At 50.8% G+C, this 25,466-nt stretch carries 23 protein-coding genes; 10 read left to right on the plus strand and 13 right to left on the minus strand.

The window, feature by feature from the left end; translation table 11 throughout:
- Positions 1 to 20: 20 nt before the first annotated feature.
- The 3 genes from sbcD to cysH form a co-directional block, all read right to left on the minus strand.
- Positions 21 to 1,340 (minus strand): exonuclease subunit SbcD, encoded by a 1,320-nt coding sequence (sbcD, locus tag H6F76_RS17495; protein WP_190510215.1) that lies wholly within the window; start codon positions 1,338 to 1,340, stop codon positions 21 to 23.
- A gap of 349 nt (positions 1,341 to 1,689) precedes the next feature.
- A complete protein-coding gene (locus H6F76_RS17500) occupies positions 1,690 to 2,505 on the minus strand; it encodes an SDR family oxidoreductase (RefSeq protein ID WP_190510217.1) in 816 nt (271 codons plus the stop codon).
- Positions 2,506 to 2,639: 134 nt separating this feature from the next.
- A complete protein-coding gene (gene cysH / locus H6F76_RS17505) occupies positions 2,640 to 3,371 on the minus strand; it encodes a phosphoadenosine phosphosulfate reductase (protein ID WP_190510219.1) in 732 nt (243 codons plus the stop codon).
- Positions 3,372 to 3,476: 105 nt separating this feature from the next.
- Here cysH and H6F76_RS17510 point away from each other — a divergent pair, with 105 nt between their 5' ends.
- The 3 genes from H6F76_RS17510 (at position 3,477) to H6F76_RS17520 (ending at position 6,287) form a co-directional block, all read left to right on the plus strand.
- The gene (locus H6F76_RS17510; protein WP_242036717.1) at positions 3,477 to 3,854 is read left to right on the plus strand and encodes a glutaredoxin family protein; all 378 of its coding nucleotides are present in this window, start codon (positions 3,477 to 3,479) and stop codon (positions 3,852 to 3,854) included.
- Positions 3,855 to 4,044: 190 nt separating this feature from the next.
- On the plus strand, positions 4,045 to 5,625 hold the full coding sequence (locus H6F76_RS17515; protein ID WP_190510221.1) for an AAA family ATPase: 1,581 nt from the start codon (positions 4,045 to 4,047) through the stop codon (positions 5,623 to 5,625).
- A gap of 227 nt (positions 5,626 to 5,852) precedes the next feature.
- Entirely contained in the window at positions 5,853 to 6,287 is a 435-nt protein-coding gene (locus H6F76_RS17520; RefSeq protein WP_190447408.1) for a hypothetical protein, read from the plus strand.
- 58 nt (positions 6,288 to 6,345) lie between these two features.
- Here H6F76_RS17520 and miaB read toward each other — a convergent pair whose 3' ends face one another.
- Entirely contained in the window at positions 6,346 to 7,704 is a 1,359-nt protein-coding gene (gene miaB / locus H6F76_RS17525) for a tRNA (N6-isopentenyl adenosine(37)-C2)-methylthiotransferase MiaB (RefSeq protein ID WP_190510223.1), read from the minus strand.
- 421 nt (positions 7,705 to 8,125) lie between these two features.
- Positions 8,126 to 8,626, minus strand: a complete 501-nt coding sequence (locus H6F76_RS17530; RefSeq protein WP_190510225.1) for an orange carotenoid protein N-terminal domain-containing protein — start codon at positions 8,624 to 8,626, stop codon at positions 8,126 to 8,128.
- 155 nt (positions 8,627 to 8,781) lie between these two features.
- Here H6F76_RS17530 and H6F76_RS17535 point away from each other — a divergent pair, with 155 nt between their 5' ends.
- The gene (locus tag H6F76_RS17535) at positions 8,782 to 9,573 is read left to right on the plus strand and encodes an SDR family NAD(P)-dependent oxidoreductase (protein WP_190510227.1); all 792 of its coding nucleotides are present in this window, start codon (positions 8,782 to 8,784) and stop codon (positions 9,571 to 9,573) included.
- A gap of 65 nt (positions 9,574 to 9,638) precedes the next feature.
- Positions 9,639 to 11,975, plus strand: coding sequence for a glycoside hydrolase family 31 protein (locus tag H6F76_RS17540; protein ID WP_190510229.1), 2,337 nt, complete (start codon positions 9,639 to 9,641; stop codon positions 11,973 to 11,975).
- A gap of 8 nt (positions 11,976 to 11,983) precedes the next feature.
- Here the strand turns inward: H6F76_RS17540 and H6F76_RS17545 are convergent, their stop codons facing one another.
- The 3 genes from H6F76_RS17545 to apcB all read right to left on the minus strand — a co-directional run bounded on the left by H6F76_RS17545 (position 11,984) and on the right by apcB (position 15,079).
- Positions 11,984 to 12,442 carry a Uma2 family endonuclease gene (locus H6F76_RS17545; protein ID WP_347276057.1) on the minus strand — a complete coding sequence of 153 codons (459 nt, stop codon included), beginning with the start codon at positions 12,440 to 12,442 and terminating at the stop codon, positions 11,984 to 11,986.
- The gene (gene mnmG, locus H6F76_RS17550; protein ID WP_190510231.1) at positions 12,394 to 14,310 is read right to left on the minus strand and encodes a tRNA uridine-5-carboxymethylaminomethyl(34) synthesis enzyme MnmG; all 1,917 of its coding nucleotides are present in this window, start codon (positions 14,308 to 14,310) and stop codon (positions 12,394 to 12,396) included. Before mnmG ends, H6F76_RS17545 begins: the two co-directional genes overlap by 49 nt.
- 259 nt (positions 14,311 to 14,569) lie before the next feature.
- On the minus strand, positions 14,570 to 15,079 hold the full coding sequence (apcB, locus tag H6F76_RS17555) for an allophycocyanin subunit beta (protein WP_190447397.1): 510 nt from the start codon (positions 15,077 to 15,079) through the stop codon (positions 14,570 to 14,572).
- Between the two features lie 762 nt (positions 15,080 to 15,841).
- Here apcB and glnA point away from each other — a divergent pair.
- The 4 genes from glnA (at position 15,842) to H6F76_RS17575 (ending at position 20,856) form a co-directional block, all read left to right on the plus strand.
- Positions 15,842 to 17,278, plus strand: coding sequence for a type I glutamate--ammonia ligase (gene glnA / locus H6F76_RS17560; protein WP_190447395.1), 1,437 nt, complete (start codon positions 15,842 to 15,844; stop codon positions 17,276 to 17,278).
- Between the two features lie 362 nt (positions 17,279 to 17,640).
- A complete protein-coding gene (locus H6F76_RS17565; protein ID WP_190510233.1) occupies positions 17,641 to 18,762 on the plus strand; it encodes a class I SAM-dependent methyltransferase in 1,122 nt (373 codons plus the stop codon).
- 36 nt (positions 18,763 to 18,798) lie between these two features.
- A complete protein-coding gene (locus H6F76_RS17570) occupies positions 18,799 to 19,713 on the plus strand; it encodes a ferritin-like domain-containing protein (RefSeq protein ID WP_190510235.1) in 915 nt (304 codons plus the stop codon).
- Between the two features lie 432 nt (positions 19,714 to 20,145).
- The gene (locus H6F76_RS17575; RefSeq protein WP_190510238.1) at positions 20,146 to 20,856 is read left to right on the plus strand and encodes a PHP domain-containing protein; all 711 of its coding nucleotides are present in this window, start codon (positions 20,146 to 20,148) and stop codon (positions 20,854 to 20,856) included.
- Positions 20,857 to 20,908: 52 nt separating this feature from the next.
- On the opposite strand, the gene msrA is transcribed toward H6F76_RS17575, so the two are convergent.
- From msrA to H6F76_RS17600, 5 genes are all read right to left on the minus strand, one after another.
- Positions 20,909 to 21,634, minus strand: a complete 726-nt coding sequence (msrA, locus tag H6F76_RS17580) for a peptide-methionine (S)-S-oxide reductase MsrA (RefSeq protein ID WP_190447387.1) — start codon at positions 21,632 to 21,634, stop codon at positions 20,909 to 20,911.
- A gap of 147 nt (positions 21,635 to 21,781) precedes the next feature.
- Positions 21,782 to 21,925 (minus strand): hypothetical protein, encoded by a 144-nt coding sequence (locus H6F76_RS17585; protein ID WP_190510240.1) that lies wholly within the window; start codon positions 21,923 to 21,925, stop codon positions 21,782 to 21,784.
- 157 nt (positions 21,926 to 22,082) lie between these two features.
- A complete protein-coding gene (locus H6F76_RS17590; RefSeq protein WP_190510241.1) occupies positions 22,083 to 22,763 on the minus strand; it encodes a hypothetical protein in 681 nt (226 codons plus the stop codon).
- A gap of 97 nt (positions 22,764 to 22,860) precedes the next feature.
- Positions 22,861 to 23,505: a DUF1361 domain-containing protein gene (locus H6F76_RS17595; RefSeq protein ID WP_190447381.1), complete on the minus strand. Its 645-nt coding sequence runs from the start codon at positions 23,503 to 23,505 to the stop codon at positions 22,861 to 22,863.
- A 184-nt stretch (positions 23,506 to 23,689) separates the two neighbouring features.
- Positions 23,690 to 24,277 (minus strand): SH3 domain-containing protein, encoded by a 588-nt coding sequence (locus tag H6F76_RS17600; protein WP_190510244.1) that lies wholly within the window; start codon positions 24,275 to 24,277, stop codon positions 23,690 to 23,692.
- Between the two features lie 271 nt (positions 24,278 to 24,548).
- Between H6F76_RS17600 and H6F76_RS17605 the strand changes: the two genes are divergently transcribed.
- Positions 24,549 to 25,433 carry a YihY/virulence factor BrkB family protein gene (locus tag H6F76_RS17605; protein ID WP_190510246.1) on the plus strand — a complete coding sequence of 295 codons (885 nt, stop codon included), beginning with the start codon at positions 24,549 to 24,551 and terminating at the stop codon, positions 25,431 to 25,433.
- Positions 25,434 to 25,466 lie beyond the last annotated feature (33 nt).

The following is a 25,466-nucleotide window of genomic DNA, read 5'->3' on the forward strand; positions in this document are numbered from 1 at the left end:
TGAGAGCTGGTGCGTCAGACTCACAGTAGGCGTAACTGGGTTTCTTGCGGTTGCTCAGCCTCTTGCTTGAAAGGGACGATCGCGTCCAGTTCAAAGACTAACTCGGCTTGACTGAGCCATGCGTGTTCTTCTTCTGCCAGCAAACTCTGGGCAACATCCAGCATCTCGACAGAAATTTCTTGCAGGTCTTCTCGGTTCACTAGGTAGGCTTTGAGCGCATCTAGTGGGTCGATATTGCTACCTACACCGAGTTCAGGCAACCGAGCGCGAGAAAACTGACTGACTAATTCGGGGTGAATGGTGTAGCTATGGGCAGGGCTAAGTGCCTGATGGATCGCTACAGTGTCAATGTAGTCAAGCTGCTCCGATCGCAGATGATACACCAATCGCACCACGGCATCCTGAAGCACCTCTGGCTTAAGCGCTTGCAGTAGATCTGCTTGAGGGGTGTCAGAAGCGGAGAGGTTCACCTCGATCGTGCGAAAGGCGCGAACCGATACAGGGCAAAACTCAAAGGTCGTCTGTCCTTTTTCCAGCGCGACCAGCACAAAGCCTTTGTCTTCCTTCTCTTCGCTGAAATCGACGCGCTCAATGCTACCGGGATAAACAATTGGTGGCTGTTCGCATAGCACCTGATGGCGATGAACGTGCCCCAGCGCTACATAGTCAAAGCAGTCCCGCGCTAGCAACCCTAACGGCACAGTAAAGCCTTTGCCCACAGCCAAAAAGCGCTCGGCTCCAAAGCGGGCATTGTCTGCCATCAAGTGAGCCAACAAAACGGTGGGAATGTCTGGGTCAAGGCGACGGATTTCACCCTCTAGAGCCACACGGAGGCGATCGATCAACAACAAACTAACTTCACCCAACGACAGCCCTTCAGCATCGGGTCGGGTCAGCAAGGTCGATCGCGTCAACCAGGGTAAGGTGATCACCTGCACCAGACCGTTGCGGGTTTCAATGCAATGAGTTTCCAGGCGATCGCCTACAACAAAACCGGGCACTGCCAGTGTGCGGTAAATCGACAAACTTGCTCCGCCTTGCCCTTGCGCGTGTTGGTCATGGTTGCCTACCAGCAGCACAGCAGGAATTTGCGCGGCAACCAAACGCTGAAACTGTTTCGCAAACGCTTCTTGCACGATCGGCGGGGGTGTAGCATCAGGAAACGCATCGCCGCCAAACAGGACCAAATCAACAGGTTCTGCAAGGGCGCGATCGATGCAGCGTCCCAGGGTGGCAACAAAATCTTCCAGCCGTGAGTTCAAGCCAGTTTCAGGGTTGACCCGTCCGTGGACAAACCCGCTGCCCATGTGAATATCTGACAAATGCAGAATTTTGATCACGCTGTTACCTGATACTGACAGCCCTTGTCCAGTGTAGATCCCATTCTCTCAGGTAGCACGGTCTATGCAGAAGTCGAGGTTCAAAACGTGACTATAGCAAAAGGATGAATCGAAGCCCTTGCTCAAAGGAAGTTTCAAGGTTTATGTCTGTCCTAACGCTCTCTTCAACTGCTATATGAGTCAGACTGAGCGCCTGACACAGAACTCCGACTGCTTTAAGCACCTTCTAGGTAGAAGGGCTAAATCAAGCACGACTGAGAGACCGGGTTTCGACTGCGCTTAACCTGCCGACAAATAGGACTGAGAGCATTGAGCGAAGCCAAAATGCAGCAATAATTACGCCCAGTTTCTAGCGCACCATTGCACCCCGAATGATGGCACTAAACCAGGAATCGGGCAGCAGGTTGCGTAAGAAAATCACCGTTCCCGCATTGCCACCCGCAGGATAGCGTAGCCGTCGAGAGTTATCTGTTGCCGCCTGATAAATTACCTGTGCGGTTGTTTCTGGAGGTGACCCGGTCTTATCCGCATTTTTCATCGCTGCCGTGACCTTTGCAACAAACGCATCATACGCAGTCAGCCCCGGTTTACTGGCAAGGTCTGCCGATCGCTCATAAAAATCAGTCTTAATCGGACCCGGTTCAATGAGTTTGACGCGGATATTGAATGGTTCCAGTTCATATTGCAGCGATTCTGAAAACCCTTCCACTGCCCATTTTGTGGAGTGATAAAGGCTGTAGAGCGGGAACCCCATATGTCCACCAATGGAAGACACGTTCATAATGATGCCCGATCGCTGTGCGCGAAAGTGTGGCAAGAGCGATCGCGTCACTGCCATTAAGCCAAACACATTCGTTGCAAACTGACGCTCAATCTGCTCCAGACTGCACGCTTCAAACGGTCCGATTAAGCCATAGCCTGCATTATTTACCAGCACATCGATCGACTGAAAGCGCTCCAACGCCTGCTCGATCGCCTGCTGAATCGATTCTGGTTCGGTGACATCCAAACGCACGCAGCAAACGCGATCGAGTGCCGACAACGAGACAGCCTTCTCAGGCGAACGCATCGTTGCCACCACATTCCAACCCTGCTGCTGAAACAGGAGCGCAGTTGCATAGCCAATGCCCGTCGAAGCACCCGTAATGAGAATTGTTTTAGCCATAGAGGGAGAGGGGAGAGGGGAGAGTTTTAAGTTCTTAGTTTTAAGTTGAAAGACAAGCGCCGTACTGAAACGGTTGCATTTCTTTAGCCCTTAGCCTTTAGCCTTTAGCCTTTCTACCCTACTCCCTACTCCATCTAGATATGAATCCCACACTCCGTCTTGCCCATACCCCGCCAGCGTCCGGCGCGCTCATCTTCACCTTCAGCAATGGGGGTTGTAATGGGTTCGTCGCCAATGCTGGGATAGCCCTGGTCATGCAGGGGGTTGTAGATAACATCGTGTTCAAACACGTATGCCCAGGTTTCTTTGCGCGTCCAGTTAGCGATCGGGTTAATTTTGAGGCGCTCTTGCGTATCAAGTTCAAAGATCGGCATATCGGCACGAGTGTTTGCCTGATCGCGTCGTCGTCCAGTGATCCAGGCGATCGCGCCTAGCTCTGCCAAGCCACGCTGTAGCGGCTCGATTTTGGTGATCTGGTGAAACTTAGCAATGTCCGTATCCCACAATGCTTCACCGTACTTAGCAGCAAACGCCTCACGGGAGTCAATCTCCGGCATTTTGTAAATTTGCAAATTGAGGTTGTAGAGCGCTTTCGCTTTAGCAACCAGTTCAAGCGTTTGGGGAAAGTGGTAAAGCGTATCTAAAAACAGCACAGGTACGGGTTGAGCGGGTTTCAGCTCGCGATAAAACAGATCAGTAATCAGGATGTCATCGACGTTAAACGCGCTGGTTTGCACCAACCCTGTTGGAATGCTCTCGACACTCCAGGCAAGGATATCTTTAGGGTGGGCGTTCTCAAAACGCTGGTTAAGTTTCTTTAGATCAAGCTGGGTCGGTTGAATCAGCGGTTGCGTAGATTGGGTCATCGCGACGAGTTACCTTAAGTCTTCTGCATTCTCTACGATAGCGAACTAGGGTAACGTTGTGGAAGCACGATCGCAACGAAGTCGATCGCGCTTTAGCAGCACGACTTGCTAGAGCAGCACGCATACAGCCATTTAAAGCAGCAGGAACAAGACTTGAGCCTTCATCTCATCCTTTACAGCAAACCGGGTTGCCATCTGTGCGAAGGGCTGCAAGAAAAGCTAGTACAGATCCAGAGCCTTGACCTTGCGTTAGACGTGCGCGATATTACCACTCGCGACGATTGGTTTCAGGCGTACCAGTATGAGATTCCCGTGTTGGTGCTGGTGGGGAGTGAAGGGAGAGGGAAAGCAGAGGAGGAAGCGGGAGCAGGGGAAGCAATTCAAAGTTCAACACTTCATCCTTCATCCTTTATCCCTTTGCCCCGTCCATCTCCGCGGGCGACGGTACAGCAGTTGGAGAAGATGCTGCGGCAGTATTTGTAAGTGCATTTAGGCATGAGCGCAAACCGAGAACGCTGCCATGCGGGGCTTGATGACGATCGCTCATTGCACCCAACCTTGGGCGGTAGTGCGTTTGAGAAATAACCGGGCACTCTAGCGTAGTTAACTGTGGGTACGACGTTATCTCCTTGATTACTCTTCTCATAACCTCTTTGCTCTAAAAGTAAACGCCATGCTACAGTCTCAACTCTCTCTTGCTGCTAGCATCCACGAGCTACAGACCCTGGTTATGTCCTTCCATCCAGTGATCGTGATTGAAACGGTTGAGGAAGAGCGGGTGCAGACGTTGTTGCAAGAGGCGACGCAAGAGATGCAAGTGCAGTTGCTGGAGTGGAGCATCACGCAGGGTTTAGCGCGATCGCACAGTGTCGCCAGCAAAGATTTTTTCAGTGCGCCCGACAATCGCTGGATGGATGAGTGTGCCCCTTCTGGAAGGCAGAAGCCTGCTGCCTTTGAAGACACCACTGATCCGCTCAAAGCACTGCAACAGATGCAAGAACTTGGCTGTAAGGCAGTTTTCTTGCTCAAGGACTTTGCCAGACATTTGGAAGATGCTGCCGTTGCCCGTCAGTTTCGCGAGGTCATTCAGCTTTTTGCTCAGAACCGATCGGCGATCGTCCTCACAGGTGACCCCATCAAATTGCCGCCTGAGATCGCTCATGATGTCGTTTACTTTGACCTGAAGCTGCCGGGACGGGATGAGTTGCAGCAAGTGGTGATGGATGCGATTCGATCGCTGCGAGTGCGAAACCGCGTCCAAATTGAACTTCAGGATGCTGATGTGCCTGCGCTGGTGCAAGCATTAACGGGCATGACCTTAAAGCAAGCGCGGCAGATCATTGCTTATGCGGCGCTAGAAGATGGCAAACTAACGCTGCAAGATGTAGGACGGATACTGAAGCGCAAAGCTCAGATCATCCGCGAGGGAGGCGTGCTGGAATATTTCCCGACCAGCGATGTGGCCATAGACTTGGGTGGCTTCCACGGACTTAAGCAATGGCTGTCTCAAGCGCGAGTTGGCTTCAGCGCTCAGGCAAAAGCGCTCAACCTGAAACCACCCAAAGGCATTTTGATTGTGGGCATTCAAGGCTGCGGCAAGTCATTGGCAGCTAAAGCGATCGCTCGTGCCTGGAAGATGCCCTTGCTGAAGCTCGACACCAGCCGTCTGTATGACAAGTATGTAGGCGAATCGGAAAAGAACTTTCGGCAAGCGATTGCCCTGGCAGAGTCGATGGCTCCTACTATTTTGTGGATTGATGAAATTGAGAAGACCCTCGGCGGCAGTACCAGCAGCGACGCGGATGGCGGGCTGAGTCGTCGTCTTTTTGGCTCCTTCCTCACCTGGATGCAGGAAAAATCTCAGGAAATCTTTGTGGTGGCGACTGCGAACGACCTCTCCCAACTGCCGCCCGAACTCTTACGAAAAGGACGGTTTGACGAATTGTTCTTTGTCGATCTACCCAACGAAGCCGAACGCACTACGATTTTGCAAATCCATCTGACGCGCCATAAGCACGCGCCCCAGCAGTTTGATCTGGCGGCATTGGTGGCAGCGATCGATGGCTTTAGTGGTGCCGAGATAGAGCAAGCCGTGATTGCCGCTCTCTACCGCGCGCTCTACCTGCAAAAACCACTGGACACTGCCATGCTGCTCGAAACGATCAAAGCGACTATTCCTTTATCTGTCTCTCGTCGTGAAGATTTACAGAAAATGAGAGCGATCGCGCAGGAACGCTTTGTCAACGTGCGCTAACGAGCATCTACTTAAGGCAGTGCGATAGTGCTCGCCACGTTACTCAACGAAGTCAGTGCATCCGTTGAGAATGAGACAGGTTATACTCATTTCAAGCGATCACTACTGACAGCCTATGAGACTGCTGGCAGCAGTGGGAACTTATAATCAAGCTGTTTGCCCCACACTTGAAGGTCGAGACGAGACAAGAGACGGTTGTTTTAACCCAACGAAGGCAGAGATAGGGAATGCTGTATCTGGCACAGGTACAAAAAAAAGGGCTTTTGGGCAAGACGGGGCTACAGTTACTCGCACGTCAGCGGTCTGAAAATGCGTGGACGCTTTTGCCTGAAGAAGAAACGATCCTTACAGCCGAAGCAAATAGCCTCAGCGAAGGAATGCTAGTTTTGGTGGAGTTGACCTCTACCCGGCAAGTGTTGACTGCTCAAGATGCCAAAGACTGGTTGCTGGATATTATGCAGAAGTTTTTGGTAAGTGGCATTACGCCAGCGTTTTTGCAACAAGAAACGGAGCGAGCCGAGCAATGGCGGCAGTCGCTCACGTTGCAAAGTCAGGAACTCGATCGCCGTGCGCTGGAGCTAGAAGCACGCAAAGAGCAAATCCAGGACATGGAAGAAAAGCTCAAACGAGAAAAGCGTACGCTCGACACACAATCGACTTAGCATAAACCGCAAAGCAACTCTGCTAACTAGTCGATTCAAGCCAAGCTAATTAGTCGATTTAAGCCAACGTCACGGAAGCTGGCACTTCTCCAGTGAGGCTAAACGCCCGTACATCGGTAATTTTCACATCGATTAGTTTGCCTTTAGTGGTGGCAATATCGCCAGCAAAGAACGTGAGACGGTTGCTGCGGGTGCGCCCCATCACTTGAGTAGGGTCTTTAGTATTTTGTGCTTCGACAAGAATTTCTTCGGTGCGATCACGATACCGTTCCGATCGTTCCATTGCTTTAGTCGAGCCAAGCCGATTGATCCGCTGGAGGCGATCGCTCTTCACTGCTTCACTTAGCTGATTTTGCCATAGGGCAGCAGGTGTGTTGGGACGGGGTGAATATGCTGCCGTGTTCACCAGATCAAAGCTAAGGTCGTCAATGAGTTGCAGCGTTTGCTCAAACTGCTCTTCTGTTTCACCTGGAAAACCCACGATCGCATCGGCGCTAATCGAGGCATCGGGCATCACTTGGCGAATGGTGTCAATAATGCGGCGATATTTCTCCTGGGTATAGCCCCGCGCCATTGCTTTGAGAATTTCGTTACTGCCCGATTGAAAGGGAATGTGGAAGTGTTCGCAGACCTTAGGCAACTCCGCGCAGGCACGAATCAGGCGATCGGTGAAATAACGGGGATGACTGGTCGCAAACCGAATGCGCTCAATGCCCGGTACATCATGGATGTAGTAAAGCAAATCGGTCAGAGTGTGCTGATGACGGCCTTCCGGCGTTGAGCCAGGGAGATCACGCCCATAGGCATCAATATTTTGCCCCAGCAGTGTAATTTCCTTAAAGCCCTGCTGTGCCAGCACCTCGATCTCGGCACGAATGGCTTCGGGTGTGCGAGATTGTTCTACGCCACGTACGTTTGGCACTACACAGTAGGTACAACGTTCGTTGCAGCCATAGATAACATTCACCCAAGCAGTGACGGTGCTATCGCGTCGGGGCTTGGTAATATCTTCCATAATGTGAAGCGGTTCGGTCGCCACAACCTGATTGCCGCTAAACACATCCTCCAGCAGATCTTGCAGGCGGTTGGCGTGTTGTGGACCCATGACTAGATCCAATTCCGGCACGCGGCGTAGCAGTTGTTCGCCTTCTTGCTGTGCTACACAACCAGCCACAATTAAAGTTAAGTCCGGCTGCGTTTGCTTCCGTGCTGCTTGCTTGCCCAGATAGGAATACACCTTTTGTTCGGCATTATCACGAATCGTACAGGTGTTATAGAGAATGAGGTCGGCATTGTCAGGCTGCTCTGCCCACTCAAAGCCCATTGTTTCTAAGATGCCTGCCATACGCTCAGAATCGGCTTTATTCATTTGGCAGCCGAAGGTGGTGATATGGTAGCGGCGAGAGACAGCAGTCATGAAAGGTAGGTTGAAGGGTCAGTCTTAGATCTTAGTTGAAAAAGATTTGAGTTGAAAAGATTCGAGTAGAGCCTTGAGGGGACGATCGCCCCTCTTACACCAAATCAACTTGCAAAGGCTACAGATCTGTTACCTTCATCCCCGACCCTTCTCCTAAAGAAGAGGGGAGCAAAAGGCAACTTTCCTTTCCTAAGGGCGAGGGCTTGAGGGTGAGAGGGGCTTGGTTGCTTGATCTGTGGCACCTATGTTGGGATTTGGTATTACAACACAACTAATTACGCAAAGCAGGGGCACAGCAACGCTATACCCCTACCAAAAGTAAGTTTTGAAAAAGCCTTTTGCAAGAAGCCTGTCGTACTCTAGCTAAAGCTTATCGAGACAGTGCTTCAGCGAAAAGTAGAAAGAGCGATGGCCCTCTCGCTTACAGGCCCGTTTCGCTATCGTGTTCTACGTTGTTGGGGTCTACACCCATTGGCGCAACGATGTTACGGAACAGCGTAATTTGTTCGTTGAACTCTAGCCCTTTAATCTGCGTAAACAGAGCATCTGCTTCTTGCGAAAGCTTGTAGTCTTCTGGCATAGGGCTTACAGTGCCATTTTCCATACCCTGAGCCAGCAGGTACCAGAACAATAGTTTTGTAGTGTCGCCGATCGCGCCATATTCGCGTGAAATCAGCGTATTTTTGTGAGTAATCAAATCGCGCTGTAGCTGTAACTGCTCGTCATGCGGCAGGTCTTTAACCTGATTAAACAGCCCTTCGGCAATGGTTGGAGAAACGGTGCTGGCTCCTGGTGCAGCCGGTGTGATGGATTTGCCCATCTCGGTGTAAATAAACCAAAACAGCGCAAGTTGCTGATCAACATCCAAGCTTTGAAAGGCGTTTAATTGTGCGCTGGCAGTGTTAGACGTGGTGTATGTCATAAAAACCTCATAATGCTGCCTGCAATGTAGCGAGACCGCGATCGTCATTACATCCACCGCAGACAGAGCATCAGGACTCTACCAAAGACAGAGGCGAAGCCCGACTGACTGCATGACCTTTAAACGGGTGAAATGATGCATAGCAGGAGCGAGTCATGGTAGAACGAACGCTGGAAGGCAAAGTTGCCGTAATTACAGGTGCAGGTTCTGGCATTGGTCGAGCGACTGCACTCACGTTGTCACAAGCAGGCGCAACGATTGCCGCGATCGATCACACGCTTGAAGAAAGTCAGCAAACGATCGACGAAGTAGAGAAAAATGGTGGCAAAGGCATCGTGACGATCGCCGACATTTCTCAACCCGATCAAGTAGAGCAGTCCTTTCAGCAGATTATTGAGAAATGCGGACACATTGACATCGTGTTTGCAAATGCAGGTATTAACGGTGTTTGGGCACCGATCGAAGATCTCACTCCAGAAGAATGGGATAAAACTCTGGACGTGAATCTTAAAGGCACTTTTCTAACCACAAAATACGCCGTTCCTCACTTAAAACAGCAGGGTGGTTCTGTCGTGATCACTGCGTCTGTAAACGGCACTCGGATTTTTAGCAATACAGGTGCCACTGCCTACGCCACGTCTAAAGCGGCTCAAGTCGCGTTTACTAAAATGGTCGCTCTAGAGCTAGCACCGCACCATATTCGAGTGAATGTGATTTGCCCAGGGGCAATTGAAACTGCCATCAACGAAAGTACCAAACGGCGAGATCTGGAGCAAATTCAAACGCCTGTCGAGTTTCCCAAGGGCAAAATTCCTCTTTCTGAAGGGAAACCCGGTAAATCTGAACAGGTTGCCCAGCTAGTGCTTTTCTTAGCTTCCGATGCCTCTAGCCACATTAGCGGCACCGAAATCTGGATCGATGGTACTGAGTCACTGTTGAAAGGCTAAAAGATAACGGATCAATAACGTTCCTCTTTGTATCCTTCCTCTCTTATTCTTCATCCTTTTCCCCTATGCCCCAAGTCTTTGGCAAACTTCCCATCCACGCCCGTTCCTGGTCAACTTTGGGCGCTGTGAGTTCTGTTGAACAGGACGATCGCGGTGTTTATTGTCAGTGTGGTGATGCGCTTCTATCTGTGACCGTGCTGACCCCATCGTTAGTGCGGGTACGGCTGGCACCAACGGGAAAACTCCTGCCACGGCGCTCTTGGGCAGTTGCCAAAGATGATTCAGAGTGGTCGCCTGTGTCAATGGATGTGCAGGAAACAGAGGCGGCGATCGAGATCAAAACTGCTAAAGTACGCATCCGCATTGAGCGCAATCCCTGTCGGCTTGTTTGCTTTGACCAAGCAGGCAGACCCTTTGCAGAGGATGCCGAAACAGGCATTGGCTGGTCAGAAAAGACGGTAGCTGGTTGGAAGAAGATGGACGCGGATGAGCACTTCTACGGCTTTGGTGAACGCACTGGGTTGCTAGATAAGCGCTCGGAGCGCAAAACAAACTGGACACTCGATGCGCTGGACTATACGACAGTAGCGGATGAGATGTACCAGGCGATTCCGTTCTTCATGGCGCTGCGTCCTAATGTTGGGTATGGCATCTTCTTCAACACCACCTTCTGGAGCCAGTTTGACATGGGAGCCAGCAAACCCGGCGTGTGGCAGATGGAAACCCACAGCGGCGAACTGGACTACTACATTGTCTACGGTCCTACGCCTGCTGAAATTTTGGAAACCTATACGCAGCTTACGGGACGAATGCCGCTGCCGCCCAAATGGTCGATCGGCTATCATCAGTGTCGCTGGAGCTATGAATCTGAAAGCATTGTGCGGAAGCTGGCACGGGAGTTTCGCGATCGCCGGATTCCCTGTGATGTGATTCATCTCGACATTGACTACATGAATGGCTATCGCGTGTTTACATGGAGTCCCAAGCGCTTTGCGGAACCAGCGAAACTCATGCGCGATCTGAAGGAAACAGGTTTTCAGGTCGTGACGATCGTCGATCCGGGGGTGAAATATGAACCGGAAGCGGATTACACCATTTTTGACGACGGATTAGAGGAAGATTACTTTGTACGCAAAGCAAACGGCGAAATCTTCCATGGCTACGTCTGGCCTGATAAAGCGGTCTTTCCCGATTTCCTGAAGCCAGAGGTGCGTCACTGGTGGGGCGATGCCCAAAAAGCCTTGACGGATGTAGGCGTGGCAGGCATTTGGAATGACATGAACGAGCCTGCCATTGTTGATCGACCCTTTGGTGATGAAGGTGTTCATATCTGGTTTCCGCTCGACTCGCCGCAGGGTCCAGCCGACGAACAAGCCACTCATGCCGAAGCTCACAACCTTTATGGATCGGGTATGTCACAAGCCTGTGCCGAAGGTTTGGAGCGGCTGCGTCCAACCGAGCGATCGTTTGTGCTGACGCGATCGGGCTATGCCGGTGTACAGCGCTGGTCATCCGTATGGATGGGCGATAATCAGTCCTGGTGGGAGCATTTGGAGCTTTCCATACCCATGCTCTGCAACATGGGATTGTCTGGGGTGGCATTTGTCGGTGCTGACATCGGTGGTTTTGCTGGCAACGCAACGGCAGAACTGTTTGCCCGCTGGATGCAGGTTGGGTTGCTCTATCCCTTGATGCGGGCACACTCCTCTATGAAGACGGAACAGCACGAACCCTGGGTTTTTGGAGAACGAACCGAACGCATCTGCCGCGAATACATTGAGTTGCGCTATCGTCTCTTGCCCTACCTCTACACTGCCTTTTGGGAAGCTGCTACGACAGGCGCACCGATTCTGCGTCCGCTGGTCTATCACTATCCCAACGATCCTAAAACCTATGCCCTGCACGATCAGGTGTTGCTTGGTCCGTCACTTATGGCGGCTCCTGTTTATCGTCCTGGTGTCGAGTGTCGTGCCGTCTACTTGCCAGAGGGCGTTTGGTATGACTGGTGGACGGGTACGCGCTACGAGGGTGCCACCCACATCCTGGCTGATGCACCGCTAGAACGAATGCCCCTTTACGCCAAAGCCGGAGCTGTCATTCCCATGCAGCCCGTGATGCAGTATGTAGACGAACGCCCGATCGACGAGCTTCGTCTTCGCGTCTGGTCAGGTGACGGTGAGTTTACCCTGTACGAAGATGATGGGCGTAGCTTTGAGTACCGTGATGGTGCTTGGGCAACGACTGTGTATCGCGTGACCGCAGAAGGCGAACGCACGACCCTTCACATTCAGGCACGACAAGGCAACTGGACTCCACCAACACGAACCGTTATTGTCGAGCTAGTCGGTGTAGGCGAACAACGCTTTGAGGATGACGGGAGCGATCGCACCCTCACCTTTTAGGATCAACTTCAATCCCGCATCTTTGCCTGCACATCGCTAAAGTCATTACTGGGCGACATGAGTTCCAGGACAAAATCCGGCGTGATCGGTGGAAATTTTGCTTTTTGGTCTGGTGTTAAGCCATCCCAACGGTCTTGTTTAATCCAGAAAACATCGGGTGATCGAAGAGCCTGGGTCGGCAACCGAAAACACGTTGAAGAATCAAAGACGACCCCAAGTTTTGCTTGCCGATTCCAGATGACAAAATCTGCATTTAACTCAGAGTTATAGCTTCCTATTTCACCATCTGTAGGAGCTACAATAACCAATTCTCCTTTCGCAGTGCGTTCAAACTTGGCATCAGAATTGGCTCGACAAAGCTGTGCAAAATGCTCGTCGGTTATCTGAACGATCGCATCAAAATTGATCGTACACGCCGTTATAAAACTCCCGCTTCTGCTTGCTGACGTGCCTGGATTTCGAGGTATACGAGTAACGCATTCACATCAGCAGGATTGACACCGCCAATGCGAGTTGCCTGTCCAATTGTGAGGGGCTGCACTTTAGCAAGCTTTTCGCGAGATTCCTTAGAGAGGGTGGCGATCGCGCTGTAGTCTAAATCAGGTGGCAGCTTGCGATGTTCTTGCCGGACGATCGCGTCAATTTGGTGCTGTTGCCGTTGAATATACCCAGCATATTTAATGTCGATTTCAGCCCCTTCTTTTTCGGCGCGATCGCACTCTGCATTGCCTAACCCAAACTGTTCCAAATTGGCGTAGTGGAACCCTGGCTTCCGCAGCAAATCGGCTAGGGTCAGCGAGCCTTTAATTGCCTGCTGCGTATGCGCTGCAATCTTTTGACCCAGTTCATCATGCTCTTTCACGCGAGTTTCATGCAGCCGTTCTTTTTCAGCAACAATCCGTTCTTGTTTATGGTTAAATAAATGCCAGCGGCGATCGTCAATGAGCCCAATCTCCCGACCCAGGGGAGTCAGGCGTTGGTCAGCGTTGTCTGATCGCAGCAGTAGGCGGTACTCCGATCGTGAAGTCAGCACTCGATAGGGTTCGCGCAAGTCTTTTGTACAAAGATCGTCAATCAAGGTGCCAATATAGCTTTGCTCACGCGGGAAGATAATCATCTCCTGATTTTGCACCAACCGAGCCGCGTTAATGCCTGCTACAAGCCCTTGTGCTGCGGCTTCTTCATAGCCAGTCGTACCATTGATTTGCCCAGCGCAGAATAACCCTTCAACCGCTTTGGTCATCAGGGTGGGATAGCACTGCGTTGCAGGCAAATAGTCGTACTCGACAGCATAGGCAGGACGCAACATGGCGCAGTGTTCCAATCCGGGGAGTGATCGCAGCATTTGCAACTGAATCCTTTCTGGCAAGCCCGTTGAAAAGCCTTGAATATAAAGCTCTGGCGTATCGCGTCCTTCTGGCTCAATGAAAATCTGATGGCTTTCTTTATCAGCAAAGCGCACAATTTTGTCTTCAATGCTGGGGCAATAGCGCGGACCTTTGGCATCTACCCAACCACCATAAACGGGTGATAGATGCAGGTTTTCGCGAATGATGCGATGAGTTTCAGCCGTCGTGCGTGTCAGGTAACAGGGCATTTGCTCCCGTTCCACCCACGCTTCAGGGTCGAAGCTAAACCAGCGCACGTCTGCATCACCGGGTTGAGGTTCCAGGTTGGTGAAATCGACGGAGCGACGATCGACCCTCGCAGGTGTCCCCGTTTTCAGCCGTCCCGTTTCAAAGCCCAGCCGATTGAGCGTTTCGGTCATCCCAACAGCAGCAAATTCTCCCGCTCGTCCGGCTGCCATTGACGTATTGCCGACCCAAATTTTGCCGCCCAGAAAGGTGCCTGTGGTCAGCACTACGGCTTTGCACTGAAACGCTACGCCGAAGTAGGTTTGCACACCGATGATTTCGTTGTTCTCGCCCAAGACTAGATCAGTTGCCATGCCTTCGCGGATCGTCAGGTTTGACTGGTTTTCCACGATCGTTTTCATGACAGCCGCATATTCGCGCTTATCCGTCTGCGCCCGTAGCGCCCAAACAGCCGGACCGCGTGACGCATTTAGCACACGCTTTTGGAGGTAGGTGCGGTCTGCCATTTTGCCGATTTCCCCACCGAGCGCATCTACCTCATGCACCAGTTGAGACTTCGCCGGACCACCCACCGCAGGATTACACGGCTGCCATGCGATTTTGTCCAGCGTTAAGGTGAGCAAGAGTGTGCGACAGCCCAGCCGCGCCGTTGCCAGTGCCGCCTCACAGCCAGCGTGTCCGGCTCCTACAACAACAACATCAAAGGCATCCAAAAAGTCAACGGACGATCGCACGGTCATAAAAACTTTACGGCTTGGGACTCTCACCTCATTTTAGCGGTTCTGGTCAGCGCAAAGGAGCGATGGCGATCAACAGTGACATTGAAAAGGTATGTGCCAAGGAGCTAGAGCGGAAAGGATCAGACGCGTGAGGGACGATCGTCGGTTCAGTAGCAGCATGACCCTAGCCCGTGAACGCTTTAGTAAGCAAAGAAAAAGGTGAGACACGATCGCGCCTCACCCCTCTACAACTGAGTTTAGGATATGAACTCTCGGCAAGCTAGATATTCTTCTCGCTCAATTCGCGTGCCATGTAATCGAACGGCTGATCTAGAAACGCAGCGTTGGTAATGCCAGCTTCAGCCACGGTTTCTTGAGCGATCGCCTTCAAGATTTGGATACCGCGCACGGTCGGTCCAGGTGGTACACCCAGCGAATTGTAGGTTTCGCGTAGCCCTTCTAGCACCCGCTCATCCAACACATCCGTATCGCCAGCCACAAGGGCGTAGGTAGCGTAGCGCAGGTAGTAGTCTAAATCGCGCAAGCAAGCGGCATAGCGACGAGTTGTATAAGCATTGCCACCAGGACGAATCAACTCTGGCAGTTCGTCAAACAACTGCAAACCTGCCTGTTTGACAATTGCCGCTGCATTCGCATTGATGACTGCCGATGCCTGTACCCTTGCAATACCCGTATCAAAATACGCTTTGAGACTATCAATGGCATTGCGATCGAGGTAACGACCTGTAATATCGTAATTTCTAATCAAACTCGTTACTGCATCACGCATGAAACTCTTCTCCCAACGATCCTTAATATGTTCTTAGTTATGGTTGACTCGTTCGACGACAAAAATCTTGCTCAGTGGCAAGCCTAAAGGCACATCGCGATCAACAGATTCAAAGTAAGCCATGCCCCATGGACAACAACAGTGATTGATCAATTCACGCTCATCATTCTAGGCGTATAATCTCTAGTCACATACGGCTCAAATCGTAGAACTGACGGTTCTTTGAGTCCAAGCGTACGGTCAAGTTTACCATTGCCTGAAACAGAATCGTGCCATGTTGCAATTGTAAACATCAAGTGTTACAAGTTCTTAAAACTACGTTAGAGCAGTCACTCTACACGCTCGCTTAAACACCCTGCCCTTAACCTAAACTTAAGTCTCAACCGGTAGAGCAACACTTTGTAGCGATTGATACAAAATTGACTCAAGCCAATCTCTAGGATGATTCAGATACAAGTAAGCTCTAAGCCTGGAGAGGGTTTGCTAAGGCAGCCTCTTCCTAACAATTCTTTCATTAGCTTTAGAAAAGCAGGGGAAGTTTGTGGCTTTGGTTGAAAGCTGACTAAGACTGTAGGCTTCTGTCTCGGTTCAAGCTCATTATTCTGTGTCTGAGCGTTTGAAGCTGTGGATCAGTTGATCGCACAGCTCCAACGTTTCAGCATCAAACCTCAGGATGCAACGCTTTCACTGCCGCGCTCAAATTATTTCTACCGTTCTTCTTTCCTCCAACTTTAGAGACAGTACCGCAACAAGGAGTAATACATGGCATCCCCGCAGGAAATCCTGGAATGGATTAAACGTGACAATATTCAGATGATTGATCTGAAGTTCATTGACACGCCAGGAACGTGGCAACATTTGACCCTGTTCCACGACATGATCGATGAAAGCAGCTTTAGCGAGGGTGTTGCCTTTGATGGCTCTAGCATCCGGGGTTGGAAAGCCATTAATGACTCAGACATGGCAATGGTGCCTGATCCAGATACTGCCTGGATCGACCCCTTCATGGCAGAACCGACTCTGAGCATGATTTGTAGCATTATCGAGCCACGCACAGGACAGCCCTACAGCCGTGACCCTCGCTCGATCGCTCAAAAGGCGATCGATTACTTACAAGCAAGCGGCATCGGTGACACTGCCTTTTTTGGTCCTGAAGCCGAGTTTTTCTTGTTTGACGACGTGCGCTACGACCAAACTCAAAACGCTGGCTACTACTACGTTGATAGCGACGAAGGCGTGTGGAACTCAGGCCGTGAAGAATATAATCCAACCACCGGCAAGGGTGGCAATCTGGGGTACAAGCCTCGGAATAAAGAAGGTTACTTCCCCGTTGCGCCGACTGATACGCTGCAAGACATCCGTACTGAAATGCTGCTGGCAATGAAGCATTGCGGTGTGCCGATCGAGAAGCACCACCACGAAGTTGCTACAGGCGGACAGTGCGAATTGGGCTTCCGGTTTGCATCTTTGGTGAAAGCTGCTGACTATTTGTTGACGTATAAGTACTGCATCAAAAACGTTGCGAAGAAGCATGGCAAGACGGCTACCTTCATGCCCAAGCCGATTTTTGGCGATAACGGCACCGGGATGCACTGCCACCAGTCCATCTGGAAAGATGGTCAGCCGACCTTCTTTGGCAACGAATATGCTCAACTGAGCAAGACAGCCATGCACTACATCGGCGGTCTGCTGAAGCACGCACCCTCGCTGCTGGCTTTTACAAACCCAACGACCAACTCCTACAAGCGCCTCGTGCCCGGTTTTGAAGCACCTGTGAACCTGGCATACTCTCAGGGCAATCGCTCTGCCTCCATTCGGATTCCACTGTCGGGTGATAGCCCTAAAGCCAAACGGTTGGAGTTCCGTTGCCCCGATGCGTCGTGTAACCCATATCTAGCGTTTGCGGCTATGCTCTGCGCGGGCATTGACGGCATCAAGAACGAGATTGACCCCGGCGATTCACTGGATGTAGACATTTACGAACTCACCCCCGAAGAGTTGGCGAAAGTGCCTTCAACGCCTGGCTCCTTAATGGATGCGCTGAAGAACCTGGAAACGGATCATGATTTCTTGACGGCTGGTGGGGTTTTCACTGAAGACTTCATCGAAAACTGGATTAGCTACAAGCTCGATCGCGAAGTGATTCCAGTGAGCATTCGTCCGCATCCCTATGAGTTTGCGCTGTACTACGATTGCTAGACAGTACAACTGTTAATAACGACACATCTACCATCTGCGCGGCGAGCGCTCCTCTACCTCTCTTGCCTACGGGTAACGTCTGAGGTCTAGGGAGCGATCGCCGCTCTTCTTTATCTAGACCCCGTACATGTTATGGCAAAAGAATGAAAGATGAGGGATGAGTAGAAGCCATTGCTCAAAGGAAGTTTCAAGGTTTAGGTCTGTCCCAACGTTCTCCTCAACTGCTATAGCTAAATGCGTTAGTTGGATATAAACGCCGTGATCGCCTTGCCGCCAAAAGGCAGATTTATGTACCCATCTGCGGCATTTACTGAAGGGATTCGTTACAATCGTTTACAGTCGATCGTAGTTTCCTACATCAAATGCCCGACACTTTGACAAAGCTGGCATACCAGGCTTTCCAAGAAGGTAAAAGCTATTTTGGTCTGGCACATAAAGCAGTCAGCACCCAGTTGACTAATCTCTTCGTTGCACCGTCACAGCGCGAAGTAAAACCTTTGCCCCTCGAACTGTTGCTTCAACTTCGGCAGCAGCTTCAGCAGCTTATTGAAACTGACTGGTATGATGCTGAACGAGGCGTTTATCCAGCGCCCTTACTCTTTGACAATGACTGGAACGACTTTTTTCGTCATTACCCACAGATTTGGTTTGACTTGCCCTCGATTTGGGGGCGCGTTAACCAAAAGCGCCATCAAGATTTTTCGCCTCAGTTAGAGACGAGCGGCTACCCCAGTTATTACTTGCAGAACTTCCACCATCAGACGGATGGCTATCTCAGCGACACCTCAGCAAACCTCTATGATTTGCAGGTTGACATCTTGTTTAACGGTGCAGCAGATGCTATGCGGCGACGGATACTGGCTCCCCTAAAGCAAGGTTTAGCTACTTTTGATGTTGTAGAACCACGTCAGATACGGGTACTGGATGTTGCCTGTGGCACCGGACGCACACTAAAGCAACTGCGGGGAATGTTGCCCAAGGCATCCCTTTATGGTGTAGATCTGTCAGATGCCTATTTGCGTAAGGCAAACCAGTCGCTGTCGCAGCTACCAAATGAGCTGCCGCAGCTTATGCAAGCAAATGCTGAGGCTCTGCCGTTTGTAGACAATTACTTTCATGGTGTTACCAGCGTCTTCCTGTTTCATGAATTACCCCCAGCAGCCCGTCAGCAGGTGATCGAACAGTGCTTTCGAGTTTTGAAGCCGGGTGGTACGTTTGTCATTTGTGATTCCATTCAAGTTGCTGACGCACCCGACATGGTGCCAGCCATGGAAGACTTTGTGGAGACGTTTCATGAGCCTTACTATCGCCACTATACGCAGGATAATCTGGTGCAGCGTCTAGAGCAAGCTGGCTTTAGCGATGTTTCGGTGCAGGTTCACTTTATGAGCAAGTATCTCGTTGCTCAAAAGCCGCTCACTTCCATTCCTAACGCTGCATTGTCTACGGATGCAGGAAAACAGCTAAGTTACGATCGTCAATAGCGACCCACGAATAAGAACACACAACAAGAGAAAACAATGACTGTTGCTTACCCCCGCAAACTTAGTAAAGCTCTAGGCGCACGCGAGATTCTTGGTCAGGTGGTGCGCGATCGTGAGATTCACCTCATCACGCTCAACCGCTACCGCTATAGCGAACAGCGAAGCTGCAAAGACCTCACCAATTTGATTGAGCAGCTTGATGGTAAGTCTCCTGAACTCATTAAGGATCTGTCGCGGCATATTTCTGATGAAGCCCGCCATGCCATGTGGCTCACCGATTTGCTGGTTGATTTGGGTTCCAGCGTTGGCACTCCACCCGGTTCTTCCTACATTCAGGAATTTGAACGGCTGCTGGATGCAGAACTCCATGATGCAGAAACCGACCTAGATGGGTTTCTAATCTCGACTCTGGCAGCCATTAACGTAACCGAAAAGCGCGGCTGTGAATATTTCTCGGCGCATATCTACGCGCTGAAGCAAGCACCGCAGACAGAAGAAAACATCAAAATTCGTGAGACGATCGAGCGGATCTTTCCTGAGGAAGCAGGGCACGTGCGCTGGGGTAACCGCTGGTTAGCAAAACTGGCGGATCAAAGCCCAGAAAATCGCCAGAAGGTAGAAACAGCAAAGCAACGTTACTCGGCGATCGAGCAAGCTGCCTTTGAATCCGGTATGGATATCACCCTGGGAGCGGAACTACGTCGCGTGTCTAATCTGCTAGATATTGCCAACACCATGTCGGTTTGGGAGCGCCCCCAATACTTGATGGAGCGGTTGCCCCAAACCTTGCTCGCACCCGACTTGCAGATGACCCGCATTGATATCGCCCAACGGGCATGGAAGCGCGATCCTCAAGCGTTTATGGAGAAATTCGTCCCGATGTTTTTGGGTGGATTGAACCGCAACAGTGTACCGTCAGCGAAAGCTTCAACGAGAGAACCATCTGCTTAGAAACACGAATTCAATCAAGTTAGCCCTTTCGTCCAGCTCATCCTTGTAGGGGCATAGCCATACTACAGGTTATTGCCCTGACAGGTAGTGACGTTTGCAGGTGCTTTAATTCACGATTCTGAGTTGATGCAATCAAGGCTGTGAGCAGATCTAGCGGTTTCCTCTAGAGCGGTTCAACACAAAGCACTACAGCAACCGAGGGTTCTAAACCAGGCTTGCAGTCTTAAACAGCAATGCAGTTGGTAAGGACGCTCGGTTGTGTTATCACGGTCTTGTGAACACATGTCTGGAATTATCAAATTGCCCTCCGGGTGTTAAGCAGAGTAATACGTAGGCTGCTGTCTGTGGTCAATGTGATCGCTCAAACTCTCGATCGACAGCAGTTAAGATATGTATGTAAGCAAAACAAGCTCATCTCTTTTTAAGGCACCTATGTCTGTCAAACTGGCTTCAGCGTCGCATTCGTCCATCCCTGCTGCACAGGACGCTGTCGCGCTGAGGCACGTGTTTGAGCAGGTTAACGCTGGCAGTTGCCCCAGAACGTTTAATTTTCACATGCACACGGTAAACTCTGATGGACAGTTGCAGCCAGAGCTACTGGTGCAGCAGGCGCTCGCCATTGGGCTACAAGGGTTTGCCATCACTGACCATCATTCGGTTAATGGTTATCGCCTTGTGCAGCGTTGGCTCGATGAACAGCCGTTAGAGCAAGTGGGCGATCGTGCCTTGCCTCAACTTTGGGTTGGTGTAGAAATTACATCCCAACTGCTGGACATAGAGGTACATATCCTCGGCTATGCGTTTAACCCAGAAAGCCCTTCTATACAGCTTTACCTACAGCGCCATGCACCGATGGGAGACGACGCAAAGGCAGAGCAAGTGATTAGCGCTATCCATCAAGCGGGAGGGTTAGCGGTACTGGCACACCCAGCACGCTATAAGCGATCGCCCGAAATTCTAATCCCTGAAGTGGCTCGTTTTGGCATTGATGGCGTTGAGACGTACTATGCCTACAACAACCCTCAACCCTGGCAGCCTAGCCCTGAGCAAACCAAACAAGTCCACAGGCTAAGTAAGACATTCAATTTGCTTAATACCTGTGGCACAGATACCCACGGGTTAAACCTTTTACAAAGGCTTTAGGTTGGCGTTTGGTTGGGACAGAAGCTTCCATAAAACTGCGACTAATGAAGACTTATTTTTTGTAAAGGGCAACAAACTGTTCCTTAAGTTGTTTGAGCTTTGGCAGGTCATGAATCACGACATAGGGATAGTTTGGATTGCGATCGATAAAGTTCTGATGGTCTGCTTCAGCCGCATAAAAACCGTTCAATGGCGCTAGCTGAGTGGCGATCGACTTGCGGAAGGTGCCTGCCTGGTTTAGCTGATCGATGTATGCCTGCGCGACTTGCTTCTGTTCATCATTCTCATAAAAGATGGCTGAACGGTATTGTTTCCCAGCATCGGGACCCTGCCGATTAACCTGTGTTGGGTCATGCGCTACCGCAAAGTAGACTTTGAGAAGCTGTCCGTAGGAAATCTTGGCGGGATCGTACGTAACTCTTACAGACTCGGCATGACCCGTTTGCCCAAAGCTGACCAGCCCATAATTTGCTGTCTCTGCACTGCCACCCGCATATCCGGAGACAACATCTGAAACACCATTGAGATGTTCAAACACTGCCTCTACGCCCCAGAAGCAGCCGCCTGCCAAAACCGCAGTCTGCATTCCCTTTGCCTGGGACGCTGGCATATTAACTGCCGGATCAGGAAACGTTCCTTGCACAAGAGATTGTGGCGTTTCAGCACTCGATCGAGACAACCTAAGATAGAAGGCACCGCCAATCAAGGCAAGCACGACCAGAGACAGAATAGACAACCTGCGTATGGAACGGGAAAGAAGCGTTGTAGGCATTGACATGGGTGGTGCTGTCCTTTAACGAAGTTGTACTTAAAAGGGTAGAGACGGAAACAGCGACGCAAACCAGAGCTGAACTTGCACATTCCAACCGAGCAAAATAACACAGTTACTACAATCATCACACTACCGACCCGTTGCAAGGCGGCACTATGGCGATGAAGTGCGGCGATGAAGTGCGGACAAGCCTCTAGCCAATGCTTGTCCACCATACGCGATCGCAAGCAGAGGCAACGCCGCATCCATTCCGTAGGCAACCAGTAGACTCAACGCATTAATGACATTATGATGCACGCACTTTTGGCGTTTTGGAGGAACCGTGATCAGTTCACCACAGCATTACAGCTAGCACTGAAGCCTCTCTGAAGCCCAACAGGAAGTTATCTATGTGTACCGCCAAGGCTCTCAGCCTACGCTTGGTACGTTCTCAGGTTGCCACATCGGCGTTTGCTTACTGATTTGGTGGCGGAAACGAGTCTGGTGATCGTCTGCCTGCTTCATCGAACGTTGGCAGCAGCAGGCTTCTCAATACCCCTTCGATTCTGTCACGCTTAGTCTGTTCAGCATTTCTAGCTTGTCCGAGAGCAGTATTGATTTGCCCAAAAACTGAATTGAGTAAATCTGGTACACCGATCGGGTTGACTGGAATGGGAAAGTAAAACGGTTGCGCTTGCCCCGCTGCTCGATCGCCTACATTAGAGCGGTCTCGTCTTGTCGTTTCGACATAGTCTCGAAAAGCGACGGCATGGTTGATCGCAGTTTCTAGCCGTTGCTTGAATTCGACGGCTGCCAGTTCAGTACGGGCTTGATTTGCCAGCATGACTTGCACAACAACAGCATTGATCGAAGACGCTGCCTGGTTGTAAAGCTGCCTGCCCCTTCTGTACTTGTTCCAATCGCTTTCACTGAGGCGATCGCTCCCACTACTGGGTTGAAATTCTTGCTTGAACGTGGCAACCGCACCTTCAACGCCATAACGTGCCTGCACAAAGGGTGCTAGCGGATCGGGGTTAAGTATGGCACCATCTTTACCGCAGCTTGCTACTAAGACTGCACAAACAAGACCAGCCAAGCCACTTTTCACACGCGAGGCAAGCTGGATTTTGCGGTTTTTACTAGCACGATCGCTCATGTCTTTTGCCTGAAAAATTTTGATGCCTGAGAAAGGCTGCGATCGCAGACCATTGCCATGAGACCAACTCCGGCTCTTTCACGCCGACAAGGTCAAGTTACTCAGACTTAAACGCCCTCTTTGCTTGCGTATACCGAAAGCGCATAACCAAACCAAGCGTGATCTGCTTCATAACCCAGTAGAAGACGGTGAGGATAATGAACGTGATCACAATAACCAGCAAGGGACGCTTTGCCGTCAATTCATTGAGTGCAACCAACAGAACATTGCCAGGGTCAGTCACAAGATCCCAACTGTTAAAGCGCGGAAACCTGCCCAGGTAAATGCCGATCGCACAAAGTCCATGCATCACCAATTCTGACCACATAACAAAGCGTTGTGCGCCCTGTCGCTTTAAGTAACGTCCCTGATTAATTAGTGCGATGACGTATGCTTCAAACCCACTCACGATCGCCATGATGTGTAGTGGAATAAAGACCAGAGCAATAATCCAAGTGGCGTAGCCTGCACGAGTGCCACGAATTAAATGAATGATATCAGTGAGCAAGTAAGGCGCGTTGGGCAAAAAGGCAATAAAGACGACCCAGACCAACCACCACAAAAAGGATCGCTCATTTGTTTTCCGCCGAAAGAGCCAGAAGCTTAAGACCAACGGAATGAAGGCTAAAAAGAGATTCCATAGAATCCAGCCGCTGTAAATACCAGAGAAAGCTTCGATCGCCTCTAAAATTTTTGCTTTCATGTCGATGCTTGACCTTAGTCGTCTTATCCCTTCACAGCTTAATTTTAGTTTAAAGGCATCCTTTACCCAAGTTAAGCGGCTGGACTGCAACCACCAGACCCACGGTAAACAGGTAAATGGATGCCGTAATGACACGCATTTACCTGTTTACGTCATGACCAAATCATGACAATGCCATCCTGCACTAGGGGCAAAGCGTCAGGTTGCTGCTACCACCTGGAAAACCGTTAGAAACCCAGCCAGCAGCAGGACTTGCAATCTGTATCCAGTTGCGACCATCGGCACCGAGTCGGGCGGTTGCTGGATTGGTCGTCAGGGTAACACGCGCCAGATTAGCCACACCACCGACGTAAGCAGCAGTTGGAGACGGTTCTTTACGGATGCTTAGACCAAGTGGTTGCAGAACACGACGGCAGGTGTTTCCGGTTGGTGGTGTCGTGCCAGTGCAGGGCTTCAGATTCGCTGTTTGGACATAGCCACTTACAGGGCTGCTGATGCCGATAAAGCCGCCGCTGCCAGTATCGGCAAGCGTGACTCTAGTGTCAGGATTGAGGGTACTCACTATTGAGCCGGTAGTGGATGCCTGTTTGTAAACCGAAACCTTTTTATTGACGGCGCGGCACTGACCGATGATCGAACCTTGAGCGAGTTGAGCGGGTTGAGCTGCTTCTGTTTCGGCAACGGCAGGGAGGCTGAGACCCGCTGTGGCGATCACCACAGCTAGAACGCCAGCCGAAACTTGGAGACGGTTGTTTTTTTGCATGATTTCCATTGATGGCACTCCTCTTTGAAGTTCAAAGCACAATTAGAGACAAAGTACAGGGTTTAAATGTTCATAACGAAATTCCTGCACTGAATCTTACACGCAAAGGCTAGCTCCATTGCTAAAAAACGTGAGAGTGTAACGATTAGAAGCAAACGGGGCAGCGTAAAGCGGTCAGCAGCAACGTGAGCTTTAGGGCTAGGCTAAAAGCTAGAAGCTAGCAGTCGATCTAGAGCAGCGTTCACAAACTAAAGAGGATTGTTAAATCCAGCGCTCAACTATGTTGAAAGGTCGCTTTTTTCGCTTTTTTCGCCATCTCACTCCAGCCACAGTGCGCGAAATCATCGATCGAGTGGGGCAGCGACGGTTGCCTGGTCTCGCTTCTGAAATGGCATACAATGCCATGTTGGCTCTGTTTCCAGGCATTCTGGCAATACTAACCGCGATTAGCTTGTTTGGCGGTTCTGAAGAGAGCCTTAACGACTTAACTGAGCAGGTGAGCCAGGTTGCACCTGAGGAAGCACTCATGCTCATTCAAAACTTTATTGGTGAGATTGGCTATCAACGCAATCAAGGTCTGTTTTCAGTAAGCTTTTTAATCTCGCTCTGGGCAGCTTCTAGCGTCCTCGGTTCCGCAATGGTTGCACTTGACCAGATTTACCAGGTGCCCCCGCAGCAAATCCGACCCTTTTGGAAGACAAAGCTGGTTTCCCTAGCACTCACGATCGGCACCATTCAGCTAGTGATTATTGCCTCGGTGCTAGTCTTTATTAGCGATTTTATTGTGCAGGTAGTGGCATATCGCAGTGGTGCTATGGAGCCAGGAGTCTTTGCCCTCTGGCGGCTCTTTACCTGGCCTCTAGCGTTGATCATTATTGCTCTAGCAAGTGCTTTTATCTATCGCTTTGGACCGAGCCGCTGGACAGTCGGCACCCCCATTCTGCCAGGTGCCATACTCGCAGCAATCTTTTGGGCAGTCCTTTCAGGCTTGTTTCGCTTTTATGTCGCTCACTTTGGCAGCTACAATCGAGCATACGGGGTAATCGGGGCAGTCATTGTGCTCCTACTATGGCTTTACCTCAGCTCACTGGTGATGCTCATTGGTGCCCAGTTGAATGTCACTGTCGGCGCAGCAATGCAACGGCGCTCCAGACACAAGTTCTAAAACAATGACCCTACAACGATCCCCAAGCTGCTC

Source organism: Leptolyngbya sp. FACHB-321, assembly GCF_014695975.1.
GTDB lineage: Bacteria > Cyanobacteriota > Cyanobacteriia > Leptolyngbyales > Leptolyngbyaceae > Stenomitos.